Annotated in this window: 16 protein-coding genes and 1 pseudogene; 10 read left to right on the top strand and 7 right to left on the bottom strand. The window is 55.8% G+C overall.

Annotation, left to right across the window (positions count from 1 at the left end; translation table 11 throughout):
- Window positions 1-2: 2 nt before the first annotated feature.
- From arsC to ACZ1HJ_RS01390, 4 genes and pseudogenes are all read right to left on the bottom strand, one after another.
- A complete protein-coding gene (arsC, locus tag ACZ1HJ_RS01405) occupies window positions 3-344 on the bottom strand; it encodes an arsenate reductase (glutaredoxin) (protein ID WP_472720586.1) in 342 nt (113 codons plus the stop codon).
- Window positions 341-1398: pseudogene (locus ACZ1HJ_RS01400) on the bottom strand (quinone-dependent dihydroorotate dehydrogenase). Before ACZ1HJ_RS01400 ends, arsC begins: the two are co-directional and overlap by 4 nt.
- Window positions 1395-1733 carry a DUF952 domain-containing protein gene (locus tag ACZ1HJ_RS01395; protein WP_472720585.1) on the bottom strand — a complete coding sequence of 113 codons (339 nt, stop codon included), beginning with the start codon at window positions 1731-1733 and terminating at the stop codon, window positions 1395-1397. The pseudogene ACZ1HJ_RS01400 and the gene ACZ1HJ_RS01395 overlap by 4 nt, the downstream one beginning before the upstream one ends.
- Before the next feature lie 114 nt (window positions 1734-1847).
- Window positions 1848-2834: a TraB/GumN family protein gene (locus tag ACZ1HJ_RS01390; RefSeq protein ID WP_472720584.1), complete on the bottom strand. Its 987-nt coding sequence runs from the start codon at window positions 2832-2834 to the stop codon at window positions 1848-1850.
- Window positions 2835-3053: 219 nt separating this feature from the next.
- Here ACZ1HJ_RS01390 and groES point away from each other — a divergent pair, with 219 nt between their 5' ends.
- The 6 genes from groES to ACZ1HJ_RS01360 all read left to right on the top strand — a co-directional run bounded on the left by groES (window position 3054) and on the right by ACZ1HJ_RS01360 (window position 10388).
- Window positions 3054-3341: a co-chaperone GroES gene (gene groES, locus ACZ1HJ_RS01385; RefSeq protein WP_472720583.1), complete on the top strand. Its 288-nt coding sequence runs from the start codon at window positions 3054-3056 to the stop codon at window positions 3339-3341.
- A gap of 38 nt (window positions 3342-3379) precedes the next feature.
- A complete protein-coding gene (gene groL / locus ACZ1HJ_RS01380; protein ID WP_472720582.1) occupies window positions 3380-5020 on the top strand; it encodes a chaperonin GroEL in 1641 nt (546 codons plus the stop codon).
- A 79-nt stretch (window positions 5021-5099) separates the two neighbouring features.
- Window positions 5100-5549, top strand: a complete 450-nt coding sequence (locus tag ACZ1HJ_RS01375) for a DUF7674 family protein (RefSeq protein WP_472720581.1) — start codon at window positions 5100-5102, stop codon at window positions 5547-5549.
- A gap of 257 nt (window positions 5550-5806) precedes the next feature.
- Complete coding sequence (locus tag ACZ1HJ_RS01370) at window positions 5807-8095, top strand: tetratricopeptide repeat protein (protein WP_472720580.1); 2289 nt, start codon at window positions 5807-5809, stop codon at window positions 8093-8095.
- Between the two features lie 321 nt (window positions 8096-8416).
- On the top strand, window positions 8417-9496 hold the full coding sequence (locus ACZ1HJ_RS01365) for a tartrate dehydrogenase (protein WP_472720579.1): 1080 nt from the start codon (window positions 8417-8419) through the stop codon (window positions 9494-9496).
- Between the two features lie 49 nt (window positions 9497-9545).
- Window positions 9546-10388: an alpha/beta fold hydrolase gene (locus ACZ1HJ_RS01360; RefSeq protein WP_472720578.1), complete on the top strand. Its 843-nt coding sequence runs from the start codon at window positions 9546-9548 to the stop codon at window positions 10386-10388.
- Window positions 10389-10475: 87 nt separating this feature from the next.
- Here the strand turns inward: ACZ1HJ_RS01360 and ACZ1HJ_RS01355 are convergent, their stop codons facing one another.
- Together ACZ1HJ_RS01355 and greA are read right to left on the bottom strand one after the other, a co-directional pair.
- Window positions 10476-11495 carry a hypothetical protein gene (locus ACZ1HJ_RS01355; RefSeq protein ID WP_472720577.1) on the bottom strand — a complete coding sequence of 340 codons (1020 nt, stop codon included), beginning with the start codon at window positions 11493-11495 and terminating at the stop codon, window positions 10476-10478.
- 30 nt (window positions 11496-11525) lie between these two features.
- Window positions 11526-11996, bottom strand: a complete 471-nt coding sequence (gene greA, locus ACZ1HJ_RS01350; RefSeq protein ID WP_472720576.1) for a transcription elongation factor GreA — start codon at window positions 11994-11996, stop codon at window positions 11526-11528.
- 364 nt (window positions 11997-12360) lie between these two features.
- On the opposite strand from greA, the gene ACZ1HJ_RS01345 reads away from it, so the two are divergent.
- The 4 genes from ACZ1HJ_RS01345 (at window position 12361) to ACZ1HJ_RS01330 (ending at window position 17577) form a co-directional block, all read left to right on the top strand.
- Window positions 12361-13146 carry a DUF2927 domain-containing protein gene (locus ACZ1HJ_RS01345; protein ID WP_472720575.1) on the top strand — a complete coding sequence of 262 codons (786 nt, stop codon included), beginning with the start codon at window positions 12361-12363 and terminating at the stop codon, window positions 13144-13146.
- A 154-nt stretch (window positions 13147-13300) separates the two neighbouring features.
- The gene (locus ACZ1HJ_RS01340; RefSeq protein WP_472720574.1) at window positions 13301-14935 is read left to right on the top strand and encodes an electron transfer flavoprotein-ubiquinone oxidoreductase; all 1635 of its coding nucleotides are present in this window, start codon (window positions 13301-13303) and stop codon (window positions 14933-14935) included.
- Window positions 14936-15043: 108 nt separating this feature from the next.
- The gene (locus ACZ1HJ_RS01335; RefSeq protein ID WP_472720573.1) at window positions 15044-16759 is read left to right on the top strand and encodes a tetratricopeptide repeat protein; all 1716 of its coding nucleotides are present in this window, start codon (window positions 15044-15046) and stop codon (window positions 16757-16759) included.
- A gap of 56 nt (window positions 16760-16815) precedes the next feature.
- Window positions 16816-17577, top strand: coding sequence for a 4-(cytidine 5'-diphospho)-2-C-methyl-D-erythritol kinase (locus ACZ1HJ_RS01330; protein WP_472720572.1), 762 nt, complete (start codon window positions 16816-16818; stop codon window positions 17575-17577).
- On the opposite strand, the gene ACZ1HJ_RS01325 is transcribed toward ACZ1HJ_RS01330, so the two are convergent.
- Entirely contained in the window at window positions 17574-18575 is a 1002-nt protein-coding gene (locus ACZ1HJ_RS01325; RefSeq protein ID WP_472720571.1) for a polyprenyl synthetase family protein, read from the bottom strand. The genes ACZ1HJ_RS01330 and ACZ1HJ_RS01325 overlap by 4 nt on opposite strands.
- Window positions 18576-18595: the final 20 nt, after the last annotated feature.

Genomic DNA, 18595 nt, shown 5'->3' with positions numbered 1-18595 from the left:
GATCACAGAATGTCCAACACGCTTTCAGGTGGGCGGCCAATGGCGGCGCGACCCTCTTTGAAAACAATGGGGCGTTCGATCAATTTCGGGTGTTTGGTCATGGCGGCGATCAGCGTTTCGTCGTCATCTGTTTTTGACAGGCCAAGTTCCTTGAAAAGGGCCTCACCGGTGCGCGTGATGTCGATGGCATTCAGCCCCAGGGTTTTGAGCGCGTGGCGAATGTCTTCTGCGCGGGGCGCATCATCCAGATAGGCGCGTATCTCAATCTCTTCGCCGCGGTCTTGCAGTAGTGCAAGGGTTTGGCGGGATTTCGAGCACCGAGGGTTGTGCCAGATCGTTGTCATAACCAGTCCTGTCTTTTTGTGCCGACCGCTTGCGAAATATTCGTAAATCCGTCCGCGTCAAGCAGGCGGTCGATGCCTTGGGCAATCTCTCCGACCAGTGACAGGCCGTGATAGACCAACGCGGAATAGAGCTGAACAGCGCTCGCCCCGGCGCAAATCTTGGCATAGGCGTTGCGGGCGGAACTGATACCACCGACGCCGATCAGAGGGATTTTTCCATCGGTCAGATCATGAAGCTGTGCCAATACGCGGGTAGAGGATTCAAACAGGGGTGCGCCTGATAACCCCCCGCTTCATCACGGTGCAGGCTGGTCAGACCTTCCCGTGAAAGCGTGGTGTTGGTGGCAATGATCCCGTCGAGTTTGCTGGCCATGGCGACCTGCGCAATGTCCGCCAGGGCTGGGGTATCGAGATCAGGGGCAATTTTCAGGAACACCGGCACAGGGTGCTGCAGCCAGTTCCGCGCCTCGATCACGCCGCGCAAGAGGGCGCTCAGCGCGTCGGCACCTTGTAGATCGCGCAGTTTCTCGGTGTTGGGGCTGGAGACATTGACGGTCGCAAAATCAAGGTAGCGGCCGCAATGGGACAGAACGCGTGCGAAGTCTTCCGCCCGATCCGAACTGTCTTTATTGGCACCAAGGTTGAGGCCGATCACCGCATCTTTCGGGCGTTGCGCCAGGCGCTTGGCGGCCGCTTCCATACCATCATTGTTGAAGCCGAAGCGGTTGATCACCGCCTGATCTTCACTTAGGCGAAAGAGCCGGGGGCGCGCGTTGCCGGGTTGCGGCCGCGGCGTGATGGCGCCGACTTCGATGAACCCAAAACCTGCACGCGACAGAGGTGCCAGCGCGGTTGCGTTCTTGTCGAACCCCGCGGCCAGCCCCACGGGGTTGGGCATTTCAATACCCGCAATCTGGGTCACGAGCCGCGGCGATGTGACCGGCCCGGGTGTGGGGGTGAGACCCGCACGCAATGCCCTGATCGCAAAGCCGTGGGCGGTTTCTGGATCACACCGATGCAGCGCGGCCAACCCAAGGCGTTCAAGCAGCGTCATGAAAGGCCCGGTGGGAATTGATGATGCCCATCCACCAGTGGCAACGGTTGCGCCCAATGCACATCGTCCAGACGCAGCGTTCGGTAGAGATGCGGAAACAGCGCGCCCCCGCGTGACACCTCCCACTTCAACGCATCGCCCAGAGGTTCCGCGTGGATGGCAAGGAGCATGAGATCATCCTGACCGCCAAAGTGCTTGGCGGCGGTTTCAGGGGCCTGCTCCAGTGTCGAGAAATGGATGAAGCCGTCAGACATGTCGACGGGCGCACCAGTGGTTTCCTTGTGGGTTTTCAGATGGGCCCACTCAGCGGCGCGAAAAATCTTGTAGATCAGCATGACAGCGTGATGCCCCGCGCCTGCGCGCCGGTCAAGATGGAAGGCGGGGAAGTGGTGTAAAATTGAGTGCGCCTGCGCGCAGGCTCTTCTTCGCGGCCCGTCTCGATAAGTGTATCAGGCGTCGAAGGGTAGGCGGGTGATGGTAAACCCGCGATCCTGCAACATCTGCAGCAATCCGAACTCTCCGGGTAGATGCGCGGCCCCTGCGGCCAGAAACACGGTTTTGCCCAAGGCATCGCGCATCAGCACGTCAACCCAGCCCTGATTGCGTTCGATAAGCAGTTGTTGTTCGAAGAGTGCGAAATCATCCTCGGCATTTGGTCCACCGGACGTGAGCGAGACATGGCGCGAATACTCCCAGATCAATGCAATTTCCTGTGACAGGTAGCGTTGGCGCAGGGTGTAGGCCATGTCATCCGCGTCGTCGGCAACGGCAAAGAACAGGCGGATCATGTCGAGCTGGTCTTCCTGTGGAAAGCTGTCGAACAGGGTCAGCAGCGTTTTGTAGTCTTCCAGCGATTGGCTGTCATTGCCGATGTCGGTGGCATAGTCGCCGATCTGTTTGTCGATCCCGTTTTCCTTCACGGCTGCGTTTTGCGCTTCGCAGGGGCCGATGCCCAGCATCATGGCGGCCCAAAACGGTTTGAACTTGGCGGCCATGAACCCCGGAACAGCCCGGGCGCGCATTTCAGTTGCGAGGCGTTGCCAGTCTTCCTCACCCAGAAGATCGGGCAGAGTGTCGCCCTCGATGATGAACATGATCGACGGGTCATTCGACATTTCACGCTGCAATTGCGCCTGATCGGCGTTTGAGACCTCAAGGTAAATCACATCGGCCTGATCGATCATCGGGGTGAGCGCTGTCAGATGTGCCGACGTCCTTTCATGTTCGAAATGATAGGTTCCGAAGAGCGTTATGGTCGTGTCCGCGCGTTCGGCGCGCCACAACAGGCCCTCGGGGTACGCGGTGTTGGTGGCGCTTTCGATCAGGCTTGCCCTGTCGGCGGGTGGCATCGTTGCGATCAAATCCGTCCCTTCGCAGGACGCGGTTGCGGCAATTGGTGTGGCAAGGCACAGAAAAACACAGAGAATTCTAAGCATAGAACGAGTTTAACCCGCTCCTGAGCGCTGGCAAGCGCGAAGCGTCGCCTGTGTCTTTGAAAAGGTTATGAAAAAAATTGAGCGGAGTTGTTGACTCCGTCAGGTCACATCCTTAGCTATGCGCCGTTAGCACTCGAATGCACTGAGTGCTAACGGCCCCACCAGAGCAATTTTGGGGAGGGGCCATAGGGAGTAACTTTGAGCTAAGGAGCCTCAGAGATGGCATTTAAACCGCTACATGATCGCGTCGTTGTACGCCGCGTAGAAAGCGAAGAGAAAACTGCTGGTGGATTGATCATCCCCGAAAGCGCCAAGGAAAAGCCCAGTGAAGGCGAAATCGTTGCGTGCGGCGAAGGCGCTCGCAAAGACAGCGGTGAGCTGATCGAGATGGCCGTAAAGGCCGGTGATCGAGTTCTGTTTGGCAAGTGGTCCGGTACCGAGATCACGCTGGACGGCGAAGAGCTGTTGATCATGAAAGAAAGCGACATTCTGGGCGTTATCGCCTGAACCGCTGATTGAAACACTAATTCAAAGGAAATCGAGATATGGCTGCTAAAGACGTCAAATTCGATACCGATGCCCGCAACAAGATGCTGAAGGGTGTGAACATCCTGGCAGACGCGGTGAAGGTAACACTGGGCCCCAAAGGCCGTAACGTTGTTCTGGACAAATCTTTTGGCGCACCGCGCATCACCAAGGACGGTGTATCGGTTGCCAAGGAAATCGAACTGGAAGACAAGTTCGAAAACATGGGCGCGCAAATGGTGAAAGAAGTCGCCAGCCGCACCAATGACGAAGCCGGCGACGGCACAACCACAGCAACCGTTCTGGCCCAAGCGATCGTTCGCGAAGGCATGAAAGCCGTTGCAGCGGGTATGAACCCGATGGATCTGAAGCGCGGTATTGATCTGGCAACTTCGAAAGTTGTTGAATCGATCAAAGCGGCAGCACGCGAAGTCAAAGACAGTGCGGAAGTTGCACAGGTCGGTACAATCTCGGCCAACGGCGAAGCCGAAATCGGTCAGCAGATCGCGGACGCGATGCAGAAAGTTGGCAACGAGGGTGTGATCACCGTCGAGGAAAACAAAGGCCTGGAAACCGAGACCGACGTGGTCGAAGGTATGCAGTTCGACCGTGGCTACCTGAGCCCTTACTTCGTGACCAACAGCGACAAGATGATTGCAGAGCTTGAAGACTGCCTGATCCTGCTGCACGAAAAGAAACTCAGCTCGCTGCAGCCAATGGTGCCACTGCTCGAACAGGTGATCCAGTCGCAAAAGCCGCTGATGATCATTGCCGAAGACGTCGAAGGCGAAGCGCTGGCGACCCTCGTGGTCAACAAACTGCGCGGCGGTTTGAAAATCGCAGCGGTTAAAGCTCCTGGTTTCGGCGATCGCCGTAAAGCCATGCTGCAGGACATCGCCATTCTGACCGGTGGTCAGGTGATCTCTGAAGATCTGGGCATGAAGCTGGAGTCCGTGACCATGGACATGCTGGGTTCGGCCAAGCGCGTGGACATCACCAAAGATGAGACAACTGTCATCGATGGTGGCGGTGAGAAAGCCGAGATCGAAGCACGTGTTGCTCAGATCCGCACTCAGATCGAAGAAACCACAAGCGACTATGACCGTGAAAAACTGCAAGAGCGCGTTGCCAAACTGGCAGGCGGTGTTGCTGTGATCCGCGTTGGCGGCATGACAGAAGTCGAAGTGAAAGAGCGTAAAGACCGCGTTGATGACGCGCTGAACGCAACCCGCGCCGCTGTCCAAGAAGGCATCGTTGTGGGTGGTGGTGTATCACTGGTTCAAGCCGCGAATGCAGTTGCCGGCCTTGAAGGTGCAAACAGCGACCAGAACAACGGCATCGCCATCGTGCGTCGCGCGCTGGAAGCACCGCTGCGTCAGATCGCCGAAAACTCCGGCGTTGACGGTTCGGTTGTTGCGGGCAAGATCCGTGAAAGCAGTGACAGCAAGTTCGGCTTCAACGCACAGACCGAAGAATATGGCGACATGTTCAAGTTCGGCGTGATTGACCCGGCCAAGGTTGTGCGTACCGCGCTGGAAGACGCAGCGTCGATCGCAGGTCTGCTGATCACAACTGAAGCTATGGTTGCCGACAAGCCCGCCAAGGATGCACCTGCCGGTGGCGGTATGCCCGACATGGGCGGCATGGGCGGCATGATGTAAGCTCACGCTTCATTGCTAAAAGATTGGGGCTGCCTCCGGGTGGCCCCTTTTTTGGGTGGAAGTCTGGTGTGAGCCCAACTTGAACGATGCTGCGGATTGCACCAAGGTCTGGATTGTAGCGGTTTACGAATATCGAAAGAGATCAGATTTGAGTGTGTTGGAGATGTACCGCGACTTTCGACAGCGGTTTCCCGAATTAACCCAAGTTGCAGACGCCAAACACATCAAAATTTGGGATAGCGTCGATGATAACACGGCATATACCTGGTTCGAGAGTTTGGCTGGTGCGATCAATGATCAGATGGGGGATGAGAATCAAGGAGCTGATCTTGCAGTGGTTTTCTCTTACTTCGAAGGTAAACTTTGTGGAAGTGACAAGGAAATAGAGAATTGCATTGAAGTCAGTTTTATCGAGAACCTTTTCTGGGAAGTGAAATCAAATTCCGCAGCCAACGTTTGGCCTAAATTGCCAAGACCACTGCAACAGCTTTATCTCAACTTCCACGGTCGGCCCCCAATCCAAGATTGAGCTTCATCGGATCTAACGTGGAAAAGCTTCCATTGACTCGACCGCGACGTATGGCAGTTTTGTCCGCATAACAAATATCCAAACCACTTCGTTTTGTGCTTTGTTGGAGAAATTTGAAAAGTTCTCCTTACGCCTTGCTGCTTAGCGCAAAGCGTTAGTCCCCTCACGGAAATTCAATCATAGGCTTATCTCTGATCGCCATTCGATCTACTGTTCCCAAACGTGACGAGTCGGATCTGCAATTCTAGGAAAAATTAATGGGTTTCGCTTTTCGAAAAACCTCTGGGATTATCCTTACGCTTTCCTGTGCCGGTTTTCTCTTCGGCACATTAGCAGAGGCACAGGCGGTTTCATTTCAGCCTGGCATCTCATCGCCAACCAAATCTGAGGGTTTTTCGCTTTCACCATTTGAGTGGCGCATACAGATGTCTGAGCCTGCGTCCAGGCTCGCAGAAGCCATTGAAACGCGAAATTTAGAACTGGTCGTAAGACTTGAATTACAACGGGCAGAGGAAAGCGGCGGCGGATATGATACCCTTAACGAAATACGGAACGACTGGTACGAACGCGGTTCAAACAATTCGTCGGAGTTTGATCTGGAGGTTGCCACTGCGCTTGGTGAGGAACTGGTGGCGCGCGCCACGGGAACACTGCAGAGACGAATAGCGTATAATGCACTCGGCAATTCACTTTTTAAACTAGGACAAGCCCAGTTTGACAACGAAGTGATGGAGCGCGCTGCCATTGCCTATCAGACTGCACTGTCCGAGTGGGAACCGGATTGGGCTCCTCTGGAATGGGCAACCACACAAAGCAATCTGGGGGTTGCATATGAAAAGCTCTTTGAGAGGTATGAAGACACTGACCTGTTAGAAGCTGCAATTTTGGCTCATGAAAATGCGTTGTCGGTGCGTCTACGCGAAGAGGTTCCTCTGCAATGGGCTTCGAGCAGGAACAACCTGGGCAATGCCCTGTTTAATCTGGGATATGCCAACGGCGATATAGAGATGATCGAACAGGCAATTTTGGTCTCGCGTTCTGTTATGCTGGTGCGCAGCCGTGAAAAAGAGCCCCTGCTATGGGCAAGGCAGCAGAACAACGTTGCCAACATGATCCGAAACCTTGCAATTTTGAACGACGATGTTGGATTGCTTGGGGAAGCCCAAACTGCCTTCGCCGAAATTCTCGAAGTTGTGAACCGCGAAAACGATCCTTTTTTATGGTCTGTAGTCCAGTCAAATCTCGGCCTTGCCCTGATGGAGCTCGGTTTTGCAGGTAATGGCAACGCAAAATTGGTACAGTCCGAGGCTGCCTTCCGGTCGGCCTTGCTTGAGATCACAAAGGACAATGATCCAGCTGGATGGGCAAACACCCAAGCCAATCTTGGCGAAGCGGCAATTGAATTGGGTTCAAGAAGAAATGACCCTGAGAAAACTAAAGAAGGCATACATGCGCTCAGAAACGTGCAAACCGTGTATTCCTTTGAACAATCCCCGGATGTCTGGCTTTCGATGCAATTCGAAATCGGTTCAGCCTTTGAAGTACAAGGCGCTGAACTGGGCGACGCGGAAATGCTCCGAGATGCCATAGAGGCGTACCGCGTCGGTGTGTTATCTGCATCGCGGCTTCAGGACCCCAGTACAGTTGTTCACTTCCGGGAAGGCTTGGGTATTTCGCTTGGTAACCTTGCACGGTTGGAGAACAACCCGGGCTTAATGCGAGAAGCCGTTGCTGAATTTCGCGAGAACCTGACAGATCCCATTCGCGAAGAGCAGCCATCAATTTGGGCCAATTCTCAACGTGCAATAGGGTTGGCTTACGTTTTTCTTGACGAACATGAAGAAGAAAACGCCTTGATTGATCGTGCTGCCCTTGCCTTTCGGGAAGCCGGACAGGTTTATCTAAGCACAGTCGAGCCCGAAAATTGGGTCCAATCCCAGATCGATCTAGGCAGCGCGTTGAGGGTTCTTGGGCTGCGTACTAACAACGTTGAGAATTTGAAGGACGCTGTCGAAGCATACAAAAGCGCGCTCAACGTTTACTCGCGCGACGTGAACCCGTTGCAATGGGCAGAACACCAATCCAACTACGCCTACACGCTGGAAAAATTTGCCGATCTCGCCGGCAACGCTTCTATGAAAAGTGACATCATTGAAGCCTATGCCGAAGCACTTGATGTTTATTCGCTCGAAAGACATCCGCTGCAGTGGGCGCTAGCACAATACAATATTGGAACCAATCTGACCCATCTTGGTGCTTCGGAAATCGGTGACGAGTCACTGATCCAGTCAATCGCGGTTCTCACTGAAACGATGCAGGTTTACACCCGCGACGAACATCCTGAGGATTGGATGAGAGTGCAGGTCAATCTGGCCAATGCCTATCGGATTTTTTATGATAAAACCGAGGACCAGACGTATCTCGACACCGCACAAACTCATCTGGACTTGGCGCGTGATGTCGCAGTCAAGATAGGCACAATCTCCGATTTGATGATAATCGGTGAAGACCAAGAGAGAATTGATAACCGTCGGAACGGCAATTGATCAGGATTGTTTCGACCAGCCAAGGTCGGATATCAATGGATGATAACCGGTAAGAATATCGCGGCAACCAGTCCGAACAGAAAGGTGGCCCGTGCGTATTTTGGGCCGATTGATCAGCCCCACCTGAGTGGTCCAGTTTGATTGATAGAAAGTGATGCTGCGGGGTCCCCGGATAACGGTCTTGACGCAAAGGGATTGTTGCATTCAGGATCTTCGATCCAAACGCGCACCACCCAAGGCCCGTTAGACATTTGCAGCGGGCTTTTGTTGCTTGACCTCCAAGACTGGCTTACTCAGTGCGCGACCATAAGGACAAAGCACATGCCAAAGAACAGCTGGAAGATTGCCGTCATCCCGGGCGACGGGATCGGGAAAGAGACCACGCCGGAGGGCATTCGTGTTCTGGAGGCTGCCTCAAAACGGTTCGATCTCGGTTTTGATTTTGACGATCACGACTTCGCTTCCGCCGATTATTACGCGAAGCATGGGCAGATGCTGCCTGATGACTGGAAGGATCATCTAAGTGGCAGCGATGCACTCTTCTTCGGGGCTGTTGGATGGCCTGAGGTTGTGCCCGATCACATCTCGCTCTGGGGATCGCTGATCCAGTTCCGGCGGGAATTCGATCAATATGTCAGCCTGCGCCCTGCGCGCGCCATGCCTGGTGTTCCGCTGCCACTGGCCGGTCGCGCGCCCGGTGACATCGACATGATGATTGTGCGTGAGAACACCGAAGGCGAGTATTCATCCATCGGTGGTAAGATGTTCCCTGGCACAGACCGAGAGATCGTTGTGCAAGAAACCGTCATGAGCCGCGTCGGCGTTGATCGCATCTTGAAATATGCCTTTGATCTGGCGGCAAAACGCGGCAAGCATCTGACGTCGGCCACCAAATCCAATGGGATTTCGATAACGATGCCCTATTGGGACGAGCGGGTGGCTGAGATGGCGGCAAAGTATCCCGACATCAAGGTCGACAAGTATCATATCGATATTTTGACGGCCCAATTTGTCCTGCACCCGGACTGGTTCGACGTTGTTGTGGCGTCCAACCTGTTTGGCGACATCCTGTCTGACCTTGGCCCCGCCTGCACCGGTACAATCGGGATCGCGCCGTCGGGAAACATCAATCCGGAAGGGAAATTCCCCTCCCTGTTCGAGCCGGTCCATGGCTCCGCGCCGGGCATCGCAGGCCGTGGTATCGCCAACCCCGTGGGGCAGATTTGGGCCGCGGCCATGATGCTGGAACATCTGGGAGCACAAGAGGCCAGCACGTCGATTACCTCCGCCATTGAACGGGTGTTGTCCGAAGACGCCTTGCGCACGCCTGACCTTGGCGGGCCAGCCGACACGAAAACATGTGGCGCGGCCATTGCCGACGCCGTGATGGAAGGCCCCTAAAGTGGTCGCGTCGGCATTCCTTGCGGGCTTTGACGTCCAAAGAGTTGGGTTGCCTGATCTTACCATTAACGTCGCCAGTGCGGGGACAGGACCGCCAATTTTACTGTTGCACGGTCATCCGCAAACCCATGTGGTCTGGCGCAAGGTTGCCCCGCGCCTTGTCGAGGCAGGGTATCAGGTGATTGCGCCCGATCTCAGGGGCTATGGCGATAGCGACAAGCCTGAAAGTGACCCATCGCACCTGCCCTATTCCAAAAGGGTCATGGCGGCCGACCAGATCGCCTTGATGAAACTTTTGGGCCATGAGCGGTTTTCGGTTGTTGGCCATGATCGCGGTGGCCGGGTGGCGCATCGACTTGCGCTTGATTTTCCGGATGCGGTCGAACGGCTTATCGTGCTTGATATCGCGCCCACCTTCACAATGTACGCGCAAACCAATCAGGAATTTGCGACGCGCTATTTCTGGTGGTTTTTCCTGATCCAGCCGGATGGTCTGCCTGAGAAAATGATCGCCGCCGATCCGGAATATTTCCTGCGTCGGCATATCGCGGGCCAGGTGAAGATCAAAGGGGCTTTGGACGAGGCTACGATTGCCGAATACCTGCGCAGCTACCGTGATCCGGCCACACTGCATGCGATTTGCGAAGACTACCGCGCGGCGGCAAGCATTGATTTGGAGCATGACCGCGAAGATCAGACCCGTCGCATCAACGCGCCGCTTTTGGCTATCTGGGGTGAGCACGGCGTTGTCGGAGAGCTTTATGACGTAACGGCGACCTGGCGGGAAAAAGCAGACCACGTTTCGGGTGTCGCGCTGCCATGTGGCCATGCGATCCCCGAAGAAGCGCCAGCAGAATTGACGGCTCACATTCTTGGGTTTCTGGCGGGTTAAAGCCACGCCGACCATGCTAACATGTGCTGCCTGTTCGCGTCGCAAATAGCACATTCCGCTTAGTCCGCAGAACGATCGTCTGGGTCCTTAGTTGAACGTACCTGCGACGCGGCCCAGAAGCATGAAGGCGCGGGCGGTGCGGGTGTCTGAGAGTTCTGAAATTTCAGCATCCGTCGCGGTTTCGGCGAATTGTGTGAACATGCGGTCGAAAAGGCGCAGGAAGTGATGTGCCGAGTCGCGAAAGATCGTGTCGTTGCGCATCCGGGCCGCTGCCAGCGCCAGAGATGACCGGTCCCGCACGCCGCCCAATGTGGCCACGGCGCGGCCGCGTTCTCCGCCCGCAAAACGCCGCCAGACCTCGGGGCGGGCCATATCGGGGCGCAGATCGTCCATATAGATACCGTCCTGCGACAGAAGCGTCAGAACATCCTGTGCGGCTTGAATAAGCTGTGCTGTCGGGCGGTCCTTGAGGGCGCGTCGCAAGGCGGCAAACCCGGCCTTGTCCGCCGCATTTTCAGGGAAATTCAGGGCGCGGATGAAATCAGGCAGTTCGGGGGGTGGCTGCAAATCCTCAGCCGACGTACCCAATGGCAACGAGACCTGATCCGAATTGTCCGGTGCGGTTTCTGCCACAGGTGCCGGCGGGCGCATGGGTTGCCGCTCACGCGATGAGGAGAACGTGGCAAGGGCCGTTTCTGTCTTGCGCTGTGCCGCCGCGATCTCATCAAGCTTCTTGGCGACCGATGGCTCACCAACCGTGTTGCGGCCCTGGTTTTGCGCCACATATGTCTGGCGAATGGCGTCAATGGCGGTCTGCAAACGCTGGCTTTCTTCGCGCATCACCTTGCTTGCCCGCGCGGCCGTGGCGGCCACCCAGATCATCGCGACGGGCATGAAAATCGCAAGAAGGATCATCACGAATTGTAACGCGCCACCCGAGCCGCTGAACATCTCACTTGGTGCGAGAACGAGAAAAAACACCGCCGTGCCAAGGAGCCACAACAAAGACAGCGCAATCGCGATCACTTCGATGCCGGTGATCGTTTCCTTGCGGGCCTTGTCGTAAATCCCCAAGGGGGTCGGATGGGTATCTGGACGATCGGACATATCAACTCGCCGCTCAAAAAGGGTACAAACTCAGATGTAGGCGATCTTTAACACTTCATACGCCTTCTCACCACCAGGTGTGCGCACCTCGACGCTGTCGCCCTCATCTTTGCCGATCAGGGCGCGTGCAATCGGGGATTTGATGTTTAAAAGGCCGTTTTCGATATTGGCCTCATGCTCGCCCACGATTTGCCAGGTCTTTTCTTCGTCGGTGTCCTCGTCCACCAACGTGACCGTCGCGCCAAATTTGATCGTGCCGGAAAGCTTCGCGGGATCAATGACCTCGGCCAGGCTGATCACGCCCTCAAGTTCCTTCACGCGGCCTTCGATGAAAGACTGTTTCTCCTTGGCGGAATGATATTCAGCGTTCTCGGATAGATCCCCATGCTCGCGTGCTTCTGCGATGGCCCGGATGATGGCCGGGCGCTCCACGGATTTCAGCTGCTTTAATTCAGCTTCGAGCGCGGCAAAACCCGCGTGGGTCATTGGGATCTTTTCCATTTCGGTCGTCCACTGTCATCTGTGGGGGCCATCACGCGACCCGCTCTTTGTTGATCGGGGTAGAGTGCCCCGAGCAGGAGTGCGGATGCAATAGGCGATGATATCCGACATGGCAATCCGGATCATTTGTGCCGCATGGTGCCGGGTTTTGCCGGTTTTGATCTCAAGTCGGTTTTGACGCTGCGGTCTTTATCCGGCGCCTCACGTCCGCCTGATTCACCGGCGGATAACACGTGCTGGTGGGTGGAAATCGCGCTGACGCAGCGTTCGAATCACAAAACGTTCCAATTATGTGGCAAGTGTGATTTGACTTGAGCGAGTTTTTTGGCATCTTTCTGCCTATACGGGTAGCGATGAGGTTGAGATGCGTAAGGTTTTGAGTGCGATCACGGCGACAGCCGTCAGTTTATCGATGTTGAGCAGTAGCAGCGCGGTGGCGGATGATCTGGAAGACGCCCGGATCATCGTCACGGCGAAATCGAACACGGTGAAGAAGTGGCACTATCCGCCGCGTTTCGTGGTGGTTCATGATCAACCGGTGGACCATTCGGCCTTTCTGGATGTCACAAATTTCATCACATCGGCCACGGGGCTTCCCATTGAACAGCCCGCTTTTGTCAACCTGTCCTCCGATACGTTTGATCCGCGGTTTTACACTGCATCGCGCTACAAACCGCGCAACACGGCCGCGGGGCAGATGACATCGGACCTTTTGATTGCACAAAAGGAAGACCTCGAACTTTCCGCCAACATCTTTATCTTCATGGTGTCTCCGCATCTGGCGTCGCATTTTATCGCGCTGACGTCATACGGGCGGTTTTCCGGCAATCTGACGCGGAGCTACGTGCAAGGCAGTGGGCCGTGTTATTTCAAGGTCCTGTCCAACGGTGAGAGCATCCATTTCGGGACGATCCTAATCGCGCCGGATGTCACGGAAGACACGCAGAAAAAGTGCATCTATGAAGAAATGGTGCAAGCCATGGGCTTGATGAATGATGCACAGGACTCGCCGTTTTTCACCTTCGATAACCTGTTGGATGACAAGCCCCGGGACTATGATCAAAGGCTTCTGGAAGCGCTTTATGATCCGCGGATTCGCAATGGCGACGACGTCGATAAAGTGCTCAACATCTACGCAAGCCTGCAATAGCGTCGGCTGACGCGCGCACGAATTGCGTCAAATCCTGCATGAATTCCGCAATTTCCTTGCGATGGTGTGCTTTAACGTCCGGTCGTGATTGCATTGACGGCAGCTCTGGTTTAGCCAATCTCAAATCGTTTTTTGCCCGAGAGGAGCGTGCCGAATGTCCGAGAATGCTCGTGAAACAATGGAATATGACGTCGTAATTGTGGGCGCCGGCCCGGCAGGTCTCAGTGCGGCGATCCGTCTGAAACAGCTCGACCCTAACCGTGAAGTTGTGGTGCTGGAAAAAGGCAGCGAAGTTGGCGCGCATATCTTGTCTGGTGCGGTGCTCGATCCATGTGGACTGGACGCGCTGATTCCGGATTGGAAAGAAAAGGGCGCGCCGCTCAATACGCCGGTTAAAGACGATAACTTCTACATGCTGGGTGAAGCGGGTAAAATCCGTATCCCCAATTTCCCGATGCCGCCACTGATGAACAACCACGGCAACTACATCGTGTCGATGGGCAACGTATGCCGCTGGATGGCGGAGCAGGCGGAAGAGCTGGGTGTAGAGATTTTCCCGGGTATGGCTTGCTCGGAAATTGTCTATGACGAGGAAGGCCGCGTGAAAGGCGTTGTCGCCGGTGAATTTGGCAAGGAGGCCGATGGCAGCCACGGCGCGAATTACGAGCCCGGTATGGAATTACATGGCAAGTACGTTTTCCTGTCAGAAGGCGTCCGCGGCAGCCTGTCCAAAGAAGTCATCGCCAAGTTCGACCTGTCACAAGGCAAGGAACCTCAGAAATTTGGCCTTGGCATGAAGGAAATCTGGGAGATTGATCCAGAAAAGCACAAAGAGGGATCGGTCACGCACACAATGGGCTGGCCTCTGGGCGGGAATGCCGGTGGTGGGTCCTTTATCTATCATCTTGATAACAATCAGGTTTATGTCGGTTTTGTGGTTCACCTGAACTACCGCAACCCGCATCTTTTCCCCTACATGGAATTCCAGCGGTTCAAGCATCATCCGATGGTTGCTGACCTTCTCAAAGGTGGTAAGCGCGTGGCGTATGGTGCGCGCGCGATCTCCGAAGGCGGATATCAGTCGATGCCCAAAATGGTCGCACCTGGTGTGGCACTTCTGGGGTGCTCGGTCGGTATGGTCAACGTACCGCGCATCAAGGGCAACCATAACGCAATGCTCAGTGGTATTGCGGCGGCTGAGGCGGCACATACGGCCATTCTGGCGAACCGCTCGGGTGATGAGCTGGTTGAATACGAGACCGAGGTGCGCACCGGCCAGATTGGCAAGGACCTCAAGAAGGTCCGCAACGTCAAGCCGCTCTGGTCAAAATACGGCCTCTTGGCCAGCCTGACATTGGGTGGCCTGGATATGTGGACAAACACATTGGGGTTCAGCCTCTTCGGGACGATAAAGCATGGCAAAAACGATGCCGAGGCGACTGAGCAGGCCAGCACGCATAAACCCATTGATTACCCCAAACCCGATGGCACGCTGAGCTTTGATCGTTTGACCAATGTCAGCTTTTCAATGACGAACCACGAGGAAAGCCAACCTGCGCATTTGCAGCTGAGTGATCCAAACATCCCAATGTCCGTCAACATGCCCAAATTTGCCGAACCTGCGCAGCGGTATTGCCCGGCGGGTGTGTATGAGGTGGTTGATGATGCGTTTGTCATCAACTTCCAAAACTGTGTGCATTGCAAAACCTGCGACATTAAAGATCCCAGCCAGAACATCACCTGGGTCACGCCGCAGGGTGGCGATGGGCCGAATTACCCGAACATGTAACCGGCGCGTGAAATCTTGCCTGCGGGGCGGCAAAACTGCTGTCCCGCATTGCCTTGCAAGCGCCACCACACTACCTTGAGCGGTGAAAAATCCCAAAGGCAGGCGCTCGTGAAACTCAAATCCCTTTCTGTTGCCCTGTTGGCAGCTGCCCTGCAGCTCCCAACCGGTCCGATTTATGCCGAAGAGTCCGTTGGCGCCTATTTGGCGGCCCGTCAGGCGCGCTTTCAGAATGATTACGCAGCCGCTGCCGAGCATTTCACCCGCGCCCTTGCAAAGGATCCGTCAAACCCGGCACTGATGGAAAACGCCGTGGCGTCGATGATCGGCTTGGGTCAGTTTGATCGCGCGCTGCCTATTGCCCAACGCATCGAAGGTGAAGGCCTGCAGAGCCAGGTTGCACAGATGGTTTTGATCGCCGATGAGGGCAAACGCGAGGCGTTTGACGAAGTGTTGGCGCGGATCGACGACAAAAAGGGCGTCGGTGCATTGGCGGATGGTCTTGTGGCGGCTTGGGCCAATATGGGCAAGGGTGACATGAAAACCGCGTTGGAACAGTTTGATGCGGTGTCCAAAGAACGCGGATTGCACAGTTTTGCGATTTACCACAAGGCCTTGGCCTTGGCGTCCGTTGGCGATTTCGAGAGCGCAGAGAGCATTTTTGCAGGCGAATCCGATGGCCCGATGCAACGGACCCGGCGTGGAACGATCGCCTGGGCGCAGGTGCTGAGCCAGTTGGAGCGCAACGACGAAGCGGTCAAGGTTATCGACGACCTCTTTGGCAGTGATCTGGACCCTGAAATCACGGTTCTCCGCAGCCAGTTGGTTGAGGGAGAGCGCTTGCCATTCACTGTGATCGGTGGGGCGCGCGACGGTGTGGCCGAAGTATTCTTTTCCCTGGGTCGGGCTTTGCAGGCAGATGCGGGGCCGGATTACGTGCTGCTCTTTGCGCGTGTGGCTGAGTTTCTGGCGCCCGACAATGTTGATGCTGTCATCATGACCGCCGAGCTCTTGGAAGATTTGCAGCGCTACGAGCTGGCTACGACAGCGTATAAACGTGTGCCGCGCGATCATCCTTCTTTCTATCTGGCTGAGTTGGGCCGCAGCGAAGCCTTGCGCCAGTCGGAAAAGACAGATGCAGCGGTTGAGGTGTTGGAGCAACTGTCGCAAAGCCATGCGGACGTACCTGTGGTGCATGTCTCCGCCGGGGATCTTTATCGCCAGCTGGAGCAGTTCGATAAAGCCGCAAATGCGTATGACCGGGCGGTTGAGCTCTATGAGGCGCGGGGCAATCAGCAATGGTTCGTCTATTACGTCCGTGGCATCAGCAATGAGCGTCTGGACCGTTGGGAAAACGCCGAGGCCGATTTCCGCAAAGCGCTCGAACTGAACCCGGAACATCCGCAGGTTCTGAATTACCTTGGCTACTCGATGGTCGAAAAACGCATCAATCTGGATGAGGCGCTGGATATGATCGAACGGGCCGTCGCAGCGCGTCCAGACAGCGGCTATATCATCGACAGTCTGGGCTGGGTTCTGTATCGGCTGGGCCGCTACGAGGAAGCTGTCGGACACATGGAGCGCGCGGCAGAGCTTGAGCCAGTCGATCCGGTGGTCAATGACCATTTGGGCGACGTCTTGTGGGCAGTTGGGCGCTACCAAGAAGCGAAATTTCAATGGCATCGCGCCTTGTCCCTCTCCGAGGAAGACGACTCCAATCCGGACGCCGAGCCAGACCGCATCCGCCGCAAACTGGAAGTTGGACTGGATCAGGTTCTCTCGGAAGAGGGCAGTGATCCACTGAAAGTTGTCGATGACGGTGGTTAAGGAATTTGCCCCGGCAAAGGTCAATCTGACACTGCATGTGACGGGGCAACGGGACGATGGTTACCACCTCCTGGATCTCGCTGGTTATGTTTGCCGATGTCGGCGACCGCATAACTGTGCGGGCCTCTGACACACCGATCATGATCCTCAAAGGACCGATGGCCGATGGTGTGCCGCGTGACCGGAGCAATCTGGTGGCACAGGCAGCGGACGCGATGGGGGTTTCCGCGCATATCCAGCTTGAAAAAAACCTCCCCGTGGCTGCGGGAATTGGTGGCGGCTCAAGCGATGCGGCTGCCACGTTGCGGGCGATATCGAAGCTCAGCGGCAAACCCATCCCGGAAGACTTGGTCGCCTTTGGCGCAGATGTGCCCGTATGCATGCGGGGACAGGCCGCGCGGATGCGGGGGATAGGGGACGAAATTCACCCGGTTTCAGACATGCCTTTGCTGCACGCCGTGTTGGTCAATCCAAAATTGCCTGTGATGACTGCGGATGTGTTCAAACGTCTGCAATGCCGCACCAACGCACCCATGCCAGATGTCCTGCCAGAAGGGGTATCGACACGTGAGTTGGTGGCGTGGTTGGGCGAAATGCGAAATGATCTGCAAGATGCGGCAATCGCGGCCGAGCCGAAAATAGAACATGTGTTCAACACGTTGGCTGTGACGCCGGGCTGTATGCTGACGCGCATGTCCGGATCTGGCGGGACGTTTTTTGGGCTCTACGGAGACGCGGAAACCGCCGCATCAGCGGCCGGACGGTTGCACGAAGATCATCCAGGCTGGTGGGTCGCGGCCACGCGGCTCAATGCTTAGTTGACGCGCGCGACGACATAATCCGACAGTTCAAGCAGCATCTGCCTCACGGGATGATTGGGCAATTGCGACAAAGCCGTTTTGGCCTTTTCCGTCCAGGCCAGTGCATCAACGCGCGTTTTCTCCAATGCGCCATGCCGATCCAGCAACCGCAGGGCTTCTTCGAGATCACCTTCGCGCTGGTCGCCCTTTTCGATGGTCCGGGTCCAGAACGCATATTCGGTACTGTCCGCGGCGGCGATGGCCTTGATCACGGGCAGGGTCAGCTTGCGCTCCCGGAAATCATCGCCTACGTTTTTGCCCGTCGCAGCGCTTTCGCCCTGATAATCCAACAGGTCGTCGACAATTTGAAACGCAATGCCCAATGCATCACCATAGTCAAAAAGCGCATTAACCTGAACTTCGGGCGCGCCGGCGATCACGCCGCCAACTTCGGTTGCGGCAGAGAACAATGCGGCGGTTTTTCCGCGCACGATCTGCAGGTAAATGTCTTCGTTTGTGCTCAAATCACGCGCGGCCGTTAACTGAAGAACTTCGCCCTCTGCAATGGTGGCCGAGGCGTTTGATAGAATGTCGAGAACGCGCAAAGATCCGGTTTCAACCATCAACTGGAAAGCACGCGCAAAAAGGTAGTCGCCAACCAACACGCTCGACTTGTTATCCCAAAGCAAATTGGCTGTGGGACGACCGCGGCGTTGCGCACTTTCGTCAACCACATCGTCATGCAGCAGCGTTGCCGTGTGGATGAATTCAACCGTCGCCGCCAGATGCACGTCAAACGCGCCGTCGTAAGTGCACAGATCGGCAGCCGCCAGCGTGAGCATGGGGCGCAAGCGTTTGCCGCCGGCTTCGACCAGATGCGCCGTAACCTCCGGAATGCGCGGTGCGTGTTGCGATTCCATGCGTTTGCGGATCAGCGCATTTACCAGGTCCAATTTACCCGCCAGATGTGCTGCCAGCTTTTCGTGAGGCTTCGTTGCGGCGTAATCCAAACCCATCACACTCCCGTCACTTTGCT

It is taken from the genome of Roseovarius sp. JB2-10, from assembly GCF_055693585.1.
The sequence above is the reverse complement of the archived record's forward strand: the minus strand, read 5'-3'. Positions and strand labels throughout refer to the sequence as shown.

Bases quoted from the DNA above. Each gene is read 5' to 3' on its own strand.
- ACZ1HJ_RS01340 (WP_472720574.1), top strand. From the start codon at position 13,301: ATGTCCGAGAATGCTCGTGAAACAATGGAATATGACGTCGTAATTGTG.
- greA (WP_472720576.1), bottom strand. From the start codon at position 11,996: ATGGAAAAGATCCCAATGACCCACGCGGGTTTTGCCGCGCTCGAAGCT.
- ACZ1HJ_RS01330 (WP_472720572.1), top strand. From the start codon at position 16,816: ATGGTTACCACCTCCTGGATCTCGCTGGTTATGTTTGCCGATGTCGGC.
- ACZ1HJ_RS01345 (WP_472720575.1), top strand. From the start codon at position 12,361: ATGCGTAAGGTTTTGAGTGCGATCACGGCGACAGCCGTCAGTTTATCG.
- ACZ1HJ_RS01365 (WP_472720579.1), top strand. From the start codon at position 8,417: ATGCCAAAGAACAGCTGGAAGATTGCCGTCATCCCGGGCGACGGGATC.
- ACZ1HJ_RS01370 (WP_472720580.1), top strand. From the start codon at position 5,807: ATGGGTTTCGCTTTTCGAAAAACCTCTGGGATTATCCTTACGCTTTCC.
- groL (WP_472720582.1), top strand. From the start codon at position 3,380: ATGGCTGCTAAAGACGTCAAATTCGATACCGATGCCCGCAACAAGATG.
- ACZ1HJ_RS01395 (WP_472720585.1), bottom strand. From the start codon at position 1,733: ATGCTGATCTACAAGATTTTTCGCGCCGCTGAGTGGGCCCATCTGAAA.
- ACZ1HJ_RS01355 (WP_472720577.1), bottom strand. From the start codon at position 11,495: ATGTCCGATCGTCCAGATACCCATCCGACCCCCTTGGGGATTTACGAC.
- ACZ1HJ_RS01390 (WP_472720584.1), bottom strand. From the start codon at position 2,834: ATGCTTAGAATTCTCTGTGTTTTTCTGTGCCTTGCCACACCAATTGCC.
- ACZ1HJ_RS01325 (WP_472720571.1), bottom strand. From the start codon at position 18,575: ATGGGTTTGGATTACGCCGCAACGAAGCCTCACGAAAAGCTGGCAGCA.
- groES (WP_472720583.1), top strand. From the start codon at position 3,054: ATGGCATTTAAACCGCTACATGATCGCGTCGTTGTACGCCGCGTAGAA.
- arsC (WP_472720586.1), bottom strand. From the start codon at position 344: ATGACAACGATCTGGCACAACCCTCGGTGCTCGAAATCCCGCCAAACC.